The organism is Falseniella ignava CCUG 37419, from assembly GCF_000301055.1.
Classification (GTDB): Bacteria; Bacillota; Bacilli; order Lactobacillales; family Aerococcaceae; genus Falseniella; species Falseniella ignava.
Genome location: NZ_JH932301.1, coordinates 27,569 through 43,095 on the forward strand (window position 1 = coordinate 27,569; position 15,527 = coordinate 43,095).

A 15,527-nucleotide genomic window follows, 5' to 3' on the forward strand; every position below is an offset into this window, starting at 1 on the left:
CGTTTTTGTAACATTTATTTAATTATCAATAGTATATCGTTATGATTTATCTTAATCAATAGCACTTCATTAATAATCTCACTTTTAAGACAACGAAAAGATGGGAAGCGGCACACTTCCCATCCATAATTCACTTATGATTTGACGACTAGCTGATTAATATCGGTCACCTCATGTTGCTTCGTTACCACATAGACAAAATCCCCTGGTTTAATTTGGGTATCCCCGGTTGGCACAATAAATTCATCTTGTCTTAAAATACCGATAATCAGCGTTTGATCTTCGAGCATCAAATCCCGCAAGGTGTTTTGCGTAATTAAGCACTCATTCAACACCTCGAATTCTAACGCTTCAAGCTGCCCTTCAATTAACATATAAAGGTTATTTACCGCTGAGTTTTCGGTTGCTTTGAGACTCCGTGTCAATTGAATAATTTTATCCGCCACTAATTGTTTCGGTGTAATAATCGTATCGAGCCCTAAATTTGCTAATGGGCGCAATAGATAAGGACGATCTAATTTTGTAATAACTTTTGGGACGCCCTGATGCATTGCAAATAATGACGTCACCATATTTTCATGGTCACTGCGGTTTAAACTAACGACAGCATCATAATTCTTAATATGTTCTTCTTCCAAGACACGTTGGTCTGACCCGTCACCATGAATGACTTCAATTTCAGGGTAGCTAATGGCCAACTGCAACGCTGTCTTATAATCTTGTTCAATCACTGTAATCTCCAGATGGCGTTGCTTTAATTCTTCTAATAGATAATGCGTTAATGTCCCTCCATCGATAATCAAAACTTTCTTAATAGTCACTTGTTTCGTTCTTAGGCGGTTGTATAGAATTTTTAAGCGATTTTGCTCACTTAAAACATGAATTCGGTCTCCCGCTTGCATGACGAAGTCACCATCCGGAATATAGACCTCATCCCCGCGTTCAATCGCACAAATTAAAATATCGCCGTCTAAGTAATTTCTAAAGTCCATAATCTTACAGTTAGCGGCGGCACTCTCGGGTGTAATTGTCAACCCGACAATATGCATCCGACCATTCGCGAAAGCTTCGATTGAATTGGCGAAAGGATACCTTAAGATTTGGTCAATCACCACTGCGGCATCATGCTCGGGATTGACAATCCGATTGACCCCGATGGCCGATTGCATAAATTGAATATCTTCCATATATTCTGGATCCCGCACTCGTCCATAGACATGCTTAACACCAAAGTTTTGAGCAATAATCGAAGAGATAATATTCTTCTCATCCGAGTTGGTAACCGCAATAAAGACATCGGCTGTCGCAATCCCGGCCTCTTGCAAAATCCGAACCGAAGCCGCTGAACCGACGATTCCTTGAACATCATATTGCCCCGCAATCTCATCAATAATGTGCTCATTCGGGTCTACAATCACGATATCCGCTGTCTGGTACAATGCTTCACAGATGGCACTTCCGACTTCGCCACCACCACATATAATGATTTGCATGATGATTCCTCCTAGTATTTCGTTGTCCAAGTGCGTTTCAGTAACAGAATTAACACGGGATATATTTCCAAGCGTCCAATAATCATGGAACAAATTAAGGTTACTTTTGCAAAAGGATTAAACGAAGCAAAATTACTGGCGGGTCCAATATTACCCATCCCTGGTCCGATATTATTAATTGTCGCAGCTACCGCACTGAAGGCGGTCATAAAATCATTTTCAGAAATAGAAACAAATAGCGTCAATACAGTAAATACCATAAAATAAGTTCCCAAATAGATAAAGGTCCGCTTAATATAAATATTCGACATCAATCGCCCATCAACTGTGATCGGCACCACTTTACGTGGGTGTACGGCTTGAATAATATCGCGTCGAATGCCTTTAAGATAAATCAAAATTCTCGACATTTTTATTCCACCAGCAGTTGACCCAGCCATACTTCCTGAAAACATCAATAATAAAATGATGAGCCGGGCAAATAATGGCCAAAGAGTAAAGTCCACCGTCCCGAAACCAGTCGTTGAAATAATCGTTGTAACGGTAAAGAACGCATCGCGAAAGAGCGGTTCAAAATGTAAATAATCTGCATGCATAACAAGCATCAACAGTAAAACCGCTGCCGCAAGTACTTTTAGAAATAATCGCAACTCTTCGCTTGAAAAGAATGTTTTAAATTCTTTACGTAATAAAAAATAATACAAATTAAAGTTAATACCAAATATAATCATGCCAAAGGATAGAATATACTCAACCATCGGATTATTAAAATGGCCGACACTGAGGGCTTTATTACTAAAACCGCCTGTCCCAGCCGTCCCAAATGCATGAATCAATGCATCAAAAGGTTGCATCCCAGCTAGCATCAGTAGTAAGACTAAAATACCCGTCATCGCAATATAAATTGTATAAAGAATCGCTGCGGTATTTTTATTTTTCGCAACTAACTTACCAAATTCAGGTCCGGGAACTTCTGCCTTCATAATACTCACGGAACCTTCACCCAGTTCAGGAATTAAAGCAAAGGCAAAAACTAGCACCCCCATCCCACCTACTAAATGGGAGAAACTGCGCCAAAACAACATCGATTGACTGAGTGCTTCAACATTTTGTAGAATACTTGACCCTGTCGTTGTAAATCCTGACGTCATCTCGAAGGTTGCATCAATCACGCTTTGAATTTCCCCACTAAATATAAATGGGAGCCCACCAAAAAATGACAGTAAAAACCACGATAAGGCTGTGATCGCAAAACCATCCACTAAGGTATATGATGTTTGCTCGGGCTCAAATAAGCTGAGAAAAAAACCACAGACGACTAAAATACCGATCGTATAAATAAAGCTTAATAAAGTCTCAGGCCCTTCCCGGTAGATTAATCCCACAACAAATGGAATTAACATTAAGACGGCTTCTAAATAGCATATACGCCCTAGAAAGCCTGCCACCATTCGCTTATTCATTGAGCTTAGTCACTCCCTTCTTGCTTAATTGACCGAAGAATCCAATAACCACGGTCTTGCTTTAACCGTTCAACATTATCAAAGCGTTGCACCATATAATCACGCATCGAAGGTGCTCCTTGTTTCTTCTGGATAACTACATATAACTCGCCTCCTGGCTTCAGTGCAATCTCCGCTTGATCCACAAATGCTTGGATCGTTTGCTTGCCAGCACGAATCGGCGGATTGGTCACTACACAATCGTACTGCACATCCCAATTCACTTGCGTAACATCGCTTTGTATCCATTGGATTTCTTTAATTTGATTTAATTGTTGGTTTGTTTGCGCTAAATCATACGCGCGTTGATTTAATTCAATCCCTGTTACTGTTAAGTCTGGTCCTTCCGATTCACTTAATTTCTTCAATATAATTGCAACTGGGCCATATCCACTGCCTAATTCAAGCAGGGATTGCCACCTTGGTTGCCAATATTTGCGGACCGTCTTAATTAAAACTTGTGAACCATAGTCAAGTCCATCTCGCAAGAAGACGCCACGATCGGTCTCAAATTGAAAGGTAGTTCCTTCTTCTACCCAAGTATAACGTTTTGGATCGTGTTGACTCGTTGGTTGTTGTGAATAATAATGATCGTTCACTTGATAAAACTCCTTTAATTTCAATACTCAATCATTATACACTAGTTTAGCTAAGGTTTTACGGTTATTTAATTAAATAGATTATGTTATCATAGGAAAGAAAGATATTTTGAAGGAGAGACAGATGATTAAATTATTCGTATCCGATATGGATGGAACGTTACTCAATGAAAACCATGTAATTAGCGAACGTAATGCCGAAGCGATTCGCCAACTTGAAGCTGCAGGCATTGAATTTATGATTGCGACAGGTCGGACATTAATGTCAGCCACGCCGTTACTCAAAGAACACGGCCTAAAGTCTCATATGATTAATTTAAATGGCGCAGCGATCTATGATACACAAGGACGTTTGGAATACTCGATTCCAATGGAACCAAGTACGGTTGCTGAAATTATGAGTTATTGTGCGGTGAACGGCTTAGGGTACACTTTAATGACCGATCAGCATACCTTTGTCATCGATGTTGAAGAATTTATCGAAGATATGAAAAAGTTTATGCCCGTTCGTGAACAAGAAGATGGTCAAGAATTAAGCTCCCAAGCTCAGTTTGCAGGAATTCAAGAAGACATTCGTCCGTTAGATGAATTTGACTTCAATCACAACCATACGATTCTTAAAATGATGGTCTTCAGTCCGCAAGATCCAAGTAAATTTGACGCTTTCCACCAAGTCTTTGATAAGTTTGACGATATCGATATCACTTCATCAGCGGTTGATAATCGTGAAATCACGCACACCAATGCGCAAAAGGGGATCGCTGTTGAAAGCTACGCCCAACAAAAGGGCTACACAATGGATCAAGTCGCAACGATTGGAGACTCGCTGAACGATCGCTCGATGCTTAAAATGGCAAAGTACAGCTACGCGATGGATAATGCTAGCCCAGAAGTCAAAGCCATGGCGAAGTTTATTGCGCCGAGCAACCGAGAAGATGGTGTCGCTTTAGTTATTGAACAAATTCTATCTGAACAAGCTCAAAGTTGATTCATTGATTCCATCAAATCACATGACGCAGTTTTAGCATCCATAGCTTAGATAGAAGGGACACATGAATACAAAACACTATTATAAAAATGCACTAAAAATGGCTTGGCCCTCCGTCTTAGAAAGTTTTTTCATCTCATTAGCTGGGATGATTGATACGATGATGGTCAGTGCAATGGGGACCTATGCGGTGGCCGCAGTGGGACTGACGACACAAGCTAAATTTATCGGACTCACTGCCTTTTTTGCAATTAACGTCGCCGTCTCTGCCCTTGTCGCTCGGCGACGTGGCCAAGAAGATGAGGACGGTGCCAATGAGATTTTCCTAACCGCGCTCGTGATGTCAATCATTTTATGCTTGATTATCAGTATTTCGATGGTGTATTATGCAGGACCCTTAATGCGAATTTCAGGAAGTCAAAGTGATACGCATGCGCCTGCTACGCTATATTTTAAAATTATTACGAGCGGAATGATATTCAACGTCATTGCGATGGTCATCAACGCCGCCCAGCGTGGCAGTGGGAATACAAAGATTGCTTTCGTGACCAACTTAACCTCTTCAATTGTCAATATTATTTTCAATTACTTATTGATTAATGGTTATTATGGCTTCCCAAAATTAGGGATTAAAGGAGCGGCGATTGCGACCGTCTTCGGCACTTTTGTCGCCATGGTAATGAGTATTCGTTCACTGTTTCATCACTCAAGTTATATCCGCGTTAAATATATCATCAAGCACCACATCCGAACACAGTGGCAAACGGTCAAATCCATTGTTCAGTTCGGCTCAACCATGCTCGTTGAAAACCTCGCCATGCGAGTAGGTTTTCTAACAACCGCCATTACTGCCGCCAATTTAGGCACAAGTTCTTTTGCGGTTCATAATGCAGCGATGAATATTATTCGTATTGGCTTTGCCTTGGCTGACGGTATGCAAGTTGCTGCCGTGGCATTGACCGGCTATGCACTGGGGCAAGGTGAGCGCGAAGAAGCAATTACTTATGGCCATATCTGCCAACGAATTGGCTTGGCTATTTCCGTGGTCGTTGCGATCGTCTTCTTCTTCGGTGGAGAGACCATTATGAGCGCCTTCTTCAGCAATCCAGCTGAAATCGAGATGGGAACGATTCTCACTCGCTTTATGACTGTCATTATCTTATTGCAAATCTCGCAAATCATCTACGGGGCTTGCTTAAGAGCGGGTGGCGATGTCAAGTATACCTTGATGGCAGGGATTGTTTCTGTCACCTTTATCCGAACCATTACAACCCTCACACTGGTCAATGTCTTCCAACTTGGGTTAATTGGAATTTGGATTGGAATTTTCTCCGATCAATTCTCTCGCTACCTCTTTATGCGACACCGATTCAAACAAGGTAAATGGACGGAAATTGCGATTTAAATTTTAAGAATCAATTCATAGAAAATATCATAGCAAGTGTTAAAAATCGGAGTGAGTTGCACACACTATGTGCGTTCACTCCGATTTTTCATTGTTTTGTATTAATGTTACTTTAAAGCGTTAGATAGCACGTGGTTTTCCCCTATGTAGAGGAGTTAATCGCCGAGTCTCAGACCGATGGTAATAAGGATTTGGCTACGATGGCCTTGATTCTAGGCTTTGCTCTCATGATGACTTCAGATGTTAACCTAGGATAAGCCAATGATATCAAATCTATCTACCTTAATCAGAAGGCGGCTCAATCTTTTTACTTTACCACCGTTAATCATCATTGCCTACAGATATTTACATAGTTTTTATTATTAATTTACGTAGTTTTAATAATTAGGTGGTATAATCAACGATAAAATTATGTTGATTAATATGCTATTATGTCTATCATAGATAGTTATTGAGGAGGGCTAAGTCATAGCTAAGGAGAATAAGATGAAAGCTATTGAAGTAAGACACCTGAAAAAAGCTTATGGAGACTTTAAGGCCGTGGACGATATTTCTTTTTCTGTCGATGAAGGAAGTTTGTTTGCCTTTTTAGGTGAAAATGGAGCTGGAAAATCAACTACCATTAATATGTTGTGTACAATCCTTCAAAAATCCAGCGGAGAAGCAGACATTCTAGGATATCGACTGGGCGAAGACGACGACAAGATTAGAGACAGGATAGGAATCGTTTTCCAGCATTCTGTGCTCGATCCTGAATTGACCGTCCGAGAGAATATTCTGACTCGAGGAGCATACTATGGACTGTCTTCCCACCAAGTCGACCAGCGATTGGCAGTATTTTCAGAATTATTTGATTACAACAGGATCAAGAATCAGCACTACGCTGACCTAAGTGGCGGTCAAAGGAGACAAGTAGACTTGATGCGAGCCTTGATTAATCAGCCTAAAATTTTGTTTTTAGATGAGCCGACGACGGGCTTGGATTCTAAGGCGCGGCAGAATATCTGGCAATACTTGAATTTATTGCGCCAAGAGTTACACTTGACTATCTTCCTCACGACGCATTATATGGAGGAAACGAAAAACTGTGACCAAGTGGTGATTATTGATCATGGTAAGATTATCGCCGATGCTAGCCCTCAGCAGCTAAAGAATAGCTATACCTATCCCAAACTCCTTTGGTACACCGATCGGTCAAAGAGTCAGGAAGAGATTTTAGAGGGCTTGGATTATGAATACAAGAACGATCATTATGTCATTAAGTTTGTTGGCGATATCCACCCATTTTTGTACCAGTACCGGGATCGAATTCAAGATTTTGAGTTTATCAAAGGCGACATGGATGACGTCTTTCTTAATATTACAGGGAGAGTGATGAAGCGATGAAGCGATTGCTAGCTTTTACTCAGCGTAACCTGATGGTCTATCTAAAAAATAAGTCTTCCATTTTCTTTTCAGTGCTGACCTCTGTGATTGTTCTTGGCTTGTACCTCTTGTTCTTGCGCGGCAATTACACGCAGCCGTTAATCGAGGTTGCTGATCAAATGTCGCTGGGTCTTTCAGCGAAAGATATCAGCTTGTTGTCAGATGAAGTCATCATTGCTGCTACGATTAGTCTCTCGACAATCACTATTCCAGTGACAGTTTTACAAAATGTGGTCAATGACAAAGAAAAGCGGATTGACTATGATATTTTGTCAAGTCCCTTAAAACGTTGGGAAATCATTCTCGGATATTTCTTATCTGCGGTCATTGCGTCCTTTGCTTTAAGTAGTCTTTTGACGACGATTGCATGGATCTACCTTTACTTCCAAGCCGATACGGCTGTGAATACACGCAACATGCTTCAAATTTATAGTCTGAATCTGTTGTCGTCCTTATCATCGTCTGCCTTATATATGATTGTAGTCAGTTTTATCCAACGCCAAGCCAGTTTCTCATCTTTTTTTGGCTTGTTTTCAGCAATGATTGGTTTTATCGTTGGTGCTTATGTGCCAATCTCTCAGTTTCCCGAGATGGTTCAAAATTTTTTTCTTTTTGTGCCTCAAACGCTCTTGACCTGTCTCTACCGGCGTCTATATACGGAAAATCTGCTCGACCATTTGTATCAAACTACTAATCATCCTGCCGCTGCAGGTTTCCTAAATGAGATGAAGCGCATCTTTTCAATTGATGTTACTTTCTTCGGTCACGATTTAACTAATGAGATGATCTTGGTTTATGTCCTAGTGTTAATGCTTTTAAGTCTATCGATCGCTATTTTCATCTATGCCAAACGTTACAAAAAATAACCACTTTCTAAGACAAAAAACTGATCTACCGCATAAGTTGCGGTAGATCAGTTTTTTTATTTGGTTTTTTAAGCAGTTTAGTAAGTAACCGAAGATTCGCCAATGGCGTTCAAGCGAGCTTCCCACTCATCATGAGTTAGGCCGTGCTCCTGGACGTAAAGGTTACACGGATAACGACGACATCCGGCGAAGATATACATCTGTCCCTCCCAGAGGTCGCCATAGACTTCTGGGTCTTTGCCGTAAGTATCGATCACAACTTCAATTTGTCTGACCGACTGGCCAATAGCTTCGATAAGATTTATCGAAGGCTTTTTTGTGAGGGGGGTTTCTCGCTTCTTCCATGTACATTTTTATTCTCCAATATATTTAATATATATTTGGCACGGGTTCCATTCATCCCAGAGTGTTGGGAAGACTTCTAGTTCTTTATAGCCTACGGATTGATAGAATTGATTCGTTATATCATATTCATCGTAGTGACCTGTTTGAACGGTTTTAACTTGTGAATAAGTGTAGCCAAGACTTTTCGCCAACTTTTCATACGCTTCATTTAATTGTGTTGCGGCACCTTGACGGTGATACTTCTTTTTAATTCCCATGACAAATACGTCCGCACAGTCTGGACTCTTTGCATTCAAAACGATAAATCCTACTACTTCATCTTGATAAAAGGATGCCAGGAAAGGTTTATCTTGTGAGTCCACAATGTATTCTTCGGTACTCTCAGGCATACCAAACCACTCTGGTAAATCATTCAAAACTTCCCTAGCGATGGCTTCCTTTTGTTTTTTATCTTTGATTTCTTGAATCACAAATTCCATCTAGTTCTCCGATCTTTAAAGTTTTTTATGAGCCTACCATTTGGCTCCATTCTTCCTATTTGATATTTTCATCATTATACATGATACCTATAAACAACAGAAGTAATTAATCAGTCAGGTTCATAATGTTGTGTAATTTTTAATAGTACAACATTTACTATTTCATTCATACCTCCATAAATTAAAAAAAAGTAGATTTTTTCTCTACTTCTTCTTATAATTTACATTTTATTTTCCCTCATATTTTTCAATGACTTTTTCTACTTGTTTTTCAAGCTCTTCCCTATTTGGGATATACAAGGTGTATTTTGATGCGAATATTTTATTTGATAAGTTTCCTAGTGCGTATTCTGCTTGTACCCCGTCCTTATCGGTACACAGAATTATACCAATTGGTTCATTGTCCATTTCATCATTGACTTCTGCCTTATAATAATTTAGGTACATATTTATTTGACCGACTGCTTCTGGCATTAGCTTGCTTGTTTTTAGTTCGATTAAGACATAAGATCTTAATATTTTATTGTAAAATACCATGTCCACATAATAATGTGTGTTTCCTAGGGTTACTCTTTGCTGGCTACCTACATACATAAAACCCTTGCCAAGTTCTAACAAGAATTTTTCAATGTGGTCTATAAGTGGTTTTTCTTCTGGCAAGCCTAAAAATTCAAATACATAAGGGTCTTTTACGAGGTCAGATGCCTTATTTATTTCATTGCCCTTTAAGGCTAGGTCCAGGACTTTTTCTTTATTTTCTTCTCAAGCTGATAAAAGCAATCTTTCAAAAAGAGATGTTTTAATTTGACTTTTAAGTTCTCTTACCGACCAGTTTGCATTGATACTTTCTTTTTCATAGAAGCTTCGCTTTTTCTCATCGCTAATAGATAAGAGTTCGCAATAATGCGACCAAGTCAATTTTCCAGACAGTGTCTGGAAAATTGGATAAGATAAATATAATTTTCTCATGTTAAATAAATTTGACTTTGAAAATCCTTTACCATATTCCTTTGTAAGTTGTCTTGACAAGTCATTTATAAGCTCTTTACCATACTCGGCTCTTTCTGAATGTCCTTGCTCATCTTCTACGATGATACGTCCAATCTCCCAGTATGTTTGCACCAAAATATTATTGACTTCTCTTGCAACTTCTTTTCTTGCTTTATCCATCAATGTTTTTATGCTATTAAATCGGAATTATAGCCACTTCCGTCCTCGAATTCTTTTAATATCAAGACTGTATGTTTCAGAGAGACACAAAAAAGAAACTAAGCTACAAAAAGTAGCTTAATTCCTAAAAAGTATTTCATCAATCTGATTTGACAAAGTGATTTTCTTATTAACTTTATTCGTTACTCGGTTATTAACTGTATAAAGCAAATCGCTTCATTCTAAGACAGATTCTCTGCCGAACGTTGTTTATAGTAATAATTAATCAATAAGATTAAGACAATAGTCAACACGGCAAAGAGGCCGGATGTGAATAATGCAAATTGATAATTTCCAGTAAAGTCGACACTGTAGCCATAGAATGAAATGGCTAAAGCTCCCCCGATATTCGATATAAAGTTGATTGCTGGAAAAACTTTATTGAAACCTTGATTACCGAAGAAATGTTTAGCTAATAAAGCCATTCCAACAGCAACCATGGCTGGGACCGAACCGTACAGCACACTTCCGGTAATCAACATGCTCGTTCCTTGACCAATATAGAGTAGAGCAATCCCAAGTGTTGTTACCGTCATAATCGTAATCGTCGCAAAGACTTGGCCTTTCCAGTCTGATAGCGTCCCGATTAATAATTTAAACGTAATATTTCCAATCATGGCGGCAGATAGCATCGCAGCTCCGAGTGCGGCAGTATGTCCTAAGTTCTCGCCGATCCCTGGAATATGTTGTGCTAAACCCGTTAAAGCTGTGGTTAGGAAACTCATCCCCATTAATAAAAACACGGGATATTTCGGGATGATCATTGGCTCGGTAATTTCTTGACGAACTGACTGCTTAACTTCATTCGCTTCTCCCCCATAAGGAACGTAGCCTTCATCTTCAGGATGGAATGTAAATGGATAGAGAATCGCTGGTAGACTCAAGCCTACAAAAATTATAGTCTGCCATAGGTAACCTGTTCGCCAGCCATAGTTTTCAATGGCATACATTAAGATTGGTGAGAAAACTGCTCCCGCTACACCATTAAAGCTGGAAACAAGGCTTGAAACTAAACCGTGTCGTTCATGGAACCAATTATTAACAATCATTTGGACCGGCACCATTCCGTAGAAGGCTGAGGCAAATCCTCGAATAAAGCCGAGCACACTAAATTGCCATGGTGCAGTAGCGCGTGACATCAGTAGCGTCGTTCCTGCAACGGTCAAACCGGCTACCAATAAGATTGCCTTAAAGTTAACCCGCTCTTTCACTTTCATGAATGCAAGAGCACCGAGTGCCATTCCCATAGAAATTAAGGTTGAGTGAACTGAAATATCCCCCAAGCCAACATTTAAACCATCTGAAACAGGAACTAGAAACACACCTAGTGTATTTAAATTGACTCCAATTGCTCCACATGTTAATAATGCCGAGACAATGGCAACCATAATATATTTACTTTTCTTCATCGGCTTCCCCTTTAATACCTAGTTTTTATTATTTTGATAATGCTTTCCAGATCTTATCATTCACATTATTAGCAACAAGATCAGGCGTATGTTGATTAAATCCTTGGAATGTTAAGCTAATATAATCGTCAATTGATTCACTTTCTGGCAACGCCGTCCAGAAAATCACATTGACTAATCGTCCGGTGACCAAGCTAATTTGGTAATCAAGCCCATACATCGCTTCTGAAGATTGAATTAACCCACTACCGTCAAAGTCTCCTAATGCCGCTTCAAAATCTGAAGCTACTTCAAAAATTTCTCGATATGCAAGAATATCTTCTCGATCACTTTCTAACTTCGTTAGTTCTTCACCCGTTAATTGATCGAATCGTTGCACAAAATGTACATAATTATTTGGCATCGGTTGGGAAGATGTTACAACTTGCTCCCCATCTAAGGTATATGCTTGGCCATCGACCACTAAACTACCTTCACCTAACTCTTCATCTACAATCGGTGTCGTAATCACACGGTAAACTTTTTGATTGACCGTATTATAGTAATCTACATAGCGCTCTGCGGTGTCCTCTTCTTCTGTAGACTCTGGAGCTTCGGTTGCTTCTGAGCTTGTTGGAAGTCGGAGTGTCCGTATTTGTTCATAGGTTGACCATAGTGAGATTGGATTATAGTCATAGAAGTTATCTACCACTTCTTTACTACTTAGCAATTCGACCGGTTCACTCGAAGTATCGCTATCTGATTCATCGGTCTCAGCGGTTGGATCTTCCCCCTCCTCTTCAGCTTGCTCAGCGCCTTCGGCAGTCTCTTCAATTTCGCCAGTCTCCTGCTCTTCCTCTGAAGAACCTTCCTCAGAATCAGTACCCTCGCCAGAATTTTCATCCGCTTCTAGCGCCTCTGGCTCCGCAGCTTCCTCGGATTCTTCCGATTCATCTTCTGTGATTGGCACGTTAAAGTCTAACTCTGGCGCAGTCTGTGAACCAATGGGTTCAATTTCAGCCGATATCTTATGGACAATCCCTTGATCATTAGCTTCAATCATTAAAGTCGCAGTCTCAATCATACCGGATTCACGATCTATTCCATATGTTAGGTGCCCTTGATAAGTCGTCTCGGGTGATAATAAGACTGGAAAATCAAAAGTAAAGGGAATCAAATCCAAATGTTCTTCATTTAATTCGTCAATTTCAACGCGATATTTGGTATTATTATCGATTAATTCTGCACTAAAATCTTCTTGTTCAATGAGTAATTTGCTAAGAATTAAGAAGGTCAATTGGCCACGTTGTTCATACTTTGAGGAACTCCATGGGGCTCCATTAATTTGTTGATAGAACTTCTCCCCGTCATAGTAGAAAGTTTCTTTTAAGCTTTCATCCCCTGCTTGCGTATCACTCGTAGTATGGTATTTTCCTAATTTAGAATCTTTATATGATTGTTGCGTAATCAGATGACGACTAAACTTGCCCAATTCACTGTCATACGAAATGGTTGTTTGATAAGACACTGTAGGGTTGGATTTTAGATAGTCAAATACACTTTCCGCGGCCACTTGTTGGATTGGTTTTGGAAGCGGTATGCGGTCCTCAAGAGCCGTTGTTTCCTCTTGATTACTTGATTCTTCAGCCATCACAGCTATAGTTGGGCTAAGTAAGCTCGCCGCTAGGAATAGGGCAATAGAGCCTCGAATTATTTTTGATCGATTCACTCATCTCATCCTCTCTAATATACCCCTATAGTATACCATGATATGTGATTGCACCATACCTAAAAAAAAGCACTTGGCATTTCGCCAAGTGCTTTAAAGCTTGAGTTAAATCATTATTTAGCTTCTGCTTTACCGCCAACTTCTTCGATTTGAGCGATAAGTGCGTCAGCGTCTTCTTTAGAAAGACCTTCTTTAACAACTTTTGGAGCGTTGTCTACTAATTCTTTAGCTTCTTTAAGACCTAATCCTGTAGCTTCGCGAACTACTTTGATTACTTTGATTTTTGCGTCGCCAGCTGATACTAATTCAACGTCGAATTCAGTTTTTTCTTCAGCAGCGCCAGCTTCAGCAGCACCACCAGCAGCAGCAACTGCTACAGGAGCAGCAGCTGATACACCGAATTCTTCTTCGATAGCTGATACTAATTCAGATAATTCAACAACTGTTGCAGATTTGATATCTTCGATAATTTGTTCAATATTTAATGCCATTTTTATTTTCTCCTTTTATTTAAAAATTATTTTAGTTCAAACAATATACACTATTTTGTCTCAGCGACAGCATTAAGTGCGTAAGCCAATCTAAGCGCTGGGTTAGCTTGTTGTAATACAGAAGCTGTATTGCGCATAGGTGCTTGTAATACAGAAAGTAACATAGATAATAGGCCTTCGCGGCTTGGAAGTTTAGATAAGGTTACGATTTGATCGATTGATACTGCAGTACCTTCTAATAATCCACCCTTAACTTCTAATGCTTCAAGATCTTTCGCAGAGTCTACTAAGATTTTAGCAGCAGCTACCGCGTCATCTGCGTGGTAAGCAATGGCTGTTGGTCCAGTGAATACTTCATCTAAACCTTCGATTCCTGCTTCATCCGCTGCACGGCGTAGCATCGTGTTTTTAACAACGCGCATTTGTACACCTGCTTCACGTAATTCTTTACGTAATTCAGTCACTTCTGCTACGTTAAGACCTAAATAGTCAACAACCACAACACTTGCGGAATTCTTTAAGTCTTCAACTAATCCTGCTACTTCTGCTTCTTTTTGTTCACGGGTTACTTTAACTCTTGCCAATCAGTTCACCTCCGTCATTTTGGTATAAGACTTGATTATAGAATATAAAAAAGCCCTATGTCACCTTAGACATAGAGAACCATTCCTTAATGTATCAATTTGATCACTACTGGAACTTCCTCGGTAAGATATTTAAGGCAGATGCCACTTACTGTCTACGGTCGTTTAACACAATGAGTATTATAACTTGACCTAGCTAACAAGTCAAGAACATTTTATTCAAAATTCAACTTCCAAATCCTTACTTGAACTTGGAAGTTGATTATTATTTTTTATTATTCAGCGCTTGGTACATCTAATTTGATGCCAGGGCCAAATGTTGTTGTTAAAGTTAAGCTTAAAATATACTTACCTTTCGTTGATGCTGGACGTAAACGAACAATTTCGTTATGTAATGCTTTTAAGTTTTCTTTTAATTTTGCATCTTCAAAAGAAACTTTACCGATTGGGACGTTCACAATCCCTGCTTTGTCAGCACGGTAAGTAACTTGTCCTGCTTTAATGTCGTTAACTGCTTTTGTGACGTCTTGCGTTACAGTACCAGTCTTAGGGTTTGGCATTAAACCTTTAGGACCTAAAACGCGTCCTAAACGTCCTACTTGTCCCATCATGTCTGGTGTCGCAACCATCACGTCGAAATCTAACCAACCGCCTTCGATTTTAGCGATTAAGTCTGCATCTCCGACAAAATCTGCGCCAGCTTCTTCAGCTTCTTTCGCTTTTTCACCTTGGGCAATCACTACAACGGTTTGAGTTTTACCTGTACCGTGTGGTAATACCATTGCGCCACGAATTTGTTGGTCTGCTTTTGTTACGTCGATATTTAAGTTATATGATACTTCTACTGTTGCGTCGAAGTTTGCAAAGTCAATTTCTTTTGCAAGTGCAATTGCTTCATCTGCAGCATAGAATTTTGTGCGGTCTACTTTTTCAAGAGCCGCTTGGTATTTTTTACCTTTTTTAGCCATGTATATTCCTCCTATTATTTGTGGTATTAACGGTCATGCCTCCCACACCCGATAGA

At 39.7% G+C, this 15,527-nt stretch carries 15 protein-coding genes, 1 pseudogene and 1 other annotated feature; of the genes and pseudogenes, 5 read left to right on the forward strand and 11 right to left on the reverse strand.

The annotated features are described in order from the left end of the window. Window positions 1-134 precede the first annotated feature (134 nt). From trkA to HMPREF9707_RS04330, 3 genes are read right to left on the reverse strand one after another with little or no spacing between them, the layout of a single operon-like run. Window positions 135-1,493: a Trk system potassium transporter TrkA gene (trkA, locus tag HMPREF9707_RS04320; RefSeq protein WP_006701468.1), complete on the reverse strand. Its 1,359-nt coding sequence runs from the start codon at window positions 1,491-1,493 to the stop codon at window positions 135-137. Between the two features lie 11 nt (window positions 1,494-1,504). Further along, window positions 1,505-2,956 carry a TrkH family potassium uptake protein gene (locus HMPREF9707_RS04325; RefSeq protein ID WP_006701469.1) on the reverse strand — a complete coding sequence of 484 codons (1,452 nt, stop codon included), beginning with the start codon at window positions 2,954-2,956 and terminating at the stop codon, window positions 1,505-1,507. 5 nt (window positions 2,957-2,961) lie between these two features. After that, window positions 2,962-3,594, reverse strand: coding sequence for a class I SAM-dependent methyltransferase (locus tag HMPREF9707_RS04330; RefSeq protein ID WP_006701470.1), 633 nt, complete (start codon window positions 3,592-3,594; stop codon window positions 2,962-2,964). A 124-nt stretch (window positions 3,595-3,718) separates the two neighbouring features. Here HMPREF9707_RS04330 and HMPREF9707_RS04335 point away from each other — a divergent pair, with 124 nt between their 5' ends. The 5 genes and pseudogenes from HMPREF9707_RS04335 to HMPREF9707_RS04350 all read left to right on the forward strand — a co-directional run bounded on the left by HMPREF9707_RS04335 (window position 3,719) and on the right by HMPREF9707_RS04350 (window position 8,278). Further along, window positions 3,719-4,582: a Cof-type HAD-IIB family hydrolase gene (locus tag HMPREF9707_RS04335; RefSeq protein ID WP_006701471.1), complete on the forward strand. Its 864-nt coding sequence runs from the start codon at window positions 3,719-3,721 to the stop codon at window positions 4,580-4,582. 64 nt (window positions 4,583-4,646) lie between these two features. After that, window positions 4,647-5,987, forward strand: a complete 1,341-nt coding sequence (locus HMPREF9707_RS04340; protein ID WP_006701472.1) for an MATE family efflux transporter — start codon at window positions 4,647-4,649, stop codon at window positions 5,985-5,987. A gap of 131 nt (window positions 5,988-6,118) precedes the next feature. Further along, window positions 6,119-6,244 (forward strand): annotated as a pseudogene (locus HMPREF9707_RS09205) (ZIP family metal transporter); the annotation flags it as partial. A gap of 229 nt (window positions 6,245-6,473) precedes the next feature. Continuing rightward, complete coding sequence (locus HMPREF9707_RS04345) at window positions 6,474-7,373, forward strand: ABC transporter ATP-binding protein (RefSeq protein WP_006701473.1); 900 nt, start codon at window positions 6,474-6,476, stop codon at window positions 7,371-7,373. Then, window positions 7,370-8,278 (forward strand): ABC transporter permease, encoded by a 909-nt coding sequence (locus tag HMPREF9707_RS04350; RefSeq protein WP_006701474.1) that lies wholly within the window; start codon window positions 7,370-7,372, stop codon window positions 8,276-8,278. The genes HMPREF9707_RS04345 and HMPREF9707_RS04350 overlap by 4 nt, the downstream gene beginning before the upstream one ends. A 353-nt stretch (window positions 8,279-8,631) precedes the next feature. Here HMPREF9707_RS04350 and HMPREF9707_RS04355 read toward each other — a convergent pair whose 3' ends face one another. The 8 genes from HMPREF9707_RS04355 to rplA all read right to left on the reverse strand — a co-directional run bounded on the left by HMPREF9707_RS04355 (window position 8,632) and on the right by rplA (window position 15,471). Next, entirely contained in the window at window positions 8,632-9,102 is a 471-nt protein-coding gene (locus HMPREF9707_RS04355) for a GNAT family N-acetyltransferase (RefSeq protein ID WP_006701475.1), read from the reverse strand. 228 nt (window positions 9,103-9,330) lie between these two features. Further along, on the reverse strand, window positions 9,331-9,843 hold the full coding sequence (locus HMPREF9707_RS09345) for a PDDEXK nuclease domain-containing protein (protein ID WP_332244907.1): 513 nt from the start codon (window positions 9,841-9,843) through the stop codon (window positions 9,331-9,333). 21 nt (window positions 9,844-9,864) lie between these two features. Next, on the reverse strand, window positions 9,865-10,272 hold the full coding sequence (locus tag HMPREF9707_RS09350) for a DUF1016 N-terminal domain-containing protein (protein WP_006701477.1): 408 nt from the start codon (window positions 10,270-10,272) through the stop codon (window positions 9,865-9,867). Window positions 10,273-10,493: 221 nt separating this feature from the next. Then, window positions 10,494-11,720: an MFS transporter gene (locus tag HMPREF9707_RS04365; RefSeq protein ID WP_006701478.1), complete on the reverse strand. Its 1,227-nt coding sequence runs from the start codon at window positions 11,718-11,720 to the stop codon at window positions 10,494-10,496. 28 nt (window positions 11,721-11,748) lie between these two features. Further along, a complete protein-coding gene (locus HMPREF9707_RS08495) occupies window positions 11,749-13,428 on the reverse strand; it encodes a hypothetical protein (RefSeq protein ID WP_006701479.1) in 1,680 nt (559 codons plus the stop codon). A gap of 113 nt (window positions 13,429-13,541) precedes the next feature. Continuing rightward, entirely contained in the window at window positions 13,542-13,919 is a 378-nt protein-coding gene (rplL, locus tag HMPREF9707_RS04375) for a 50S ribosomal protein L7/L12 (RefSeq protein ID WP_006701480.1), read from the reverse strand. Window positions 13,920-13,969: 50 nt separating this feature from the next. Next, window positions 13,970-14,503, reverse strand: a complete 534-nt coding sequence (gene rplJ / locus HMPREF9707_RS04380; RefSeq protein ID WP_006701481.1) for a 50S ribosomal protein L10 — start codon at window positions 14,501-14,503, stop codon at window positions 13,970-13,972. 37 nt (window positions 14,504-14,540) lie between these two features. After that, window positions 14,541-14,682, reverse strand: a sequence feature (ribosomal protein L10 leader region). A 96-nt stretch (window positions 14,683-14,778) separates the two neighbouring features. After that, the gene (rplA, locus tag HMPREF9707_RS04385) at window positions 14,779-15,471 is read right to left on the reverse strand and encodes a 50S ribosomal protein L1 (protein ID WP_006701482.1); all 693 of its coding nucleotides are present in this window, start codon (window positions 15,469-15,471) and stop codon (window positions 14,779-14,781) included. Window positions 15,472-15,527 lie beyond the last annotated feature (56 nt).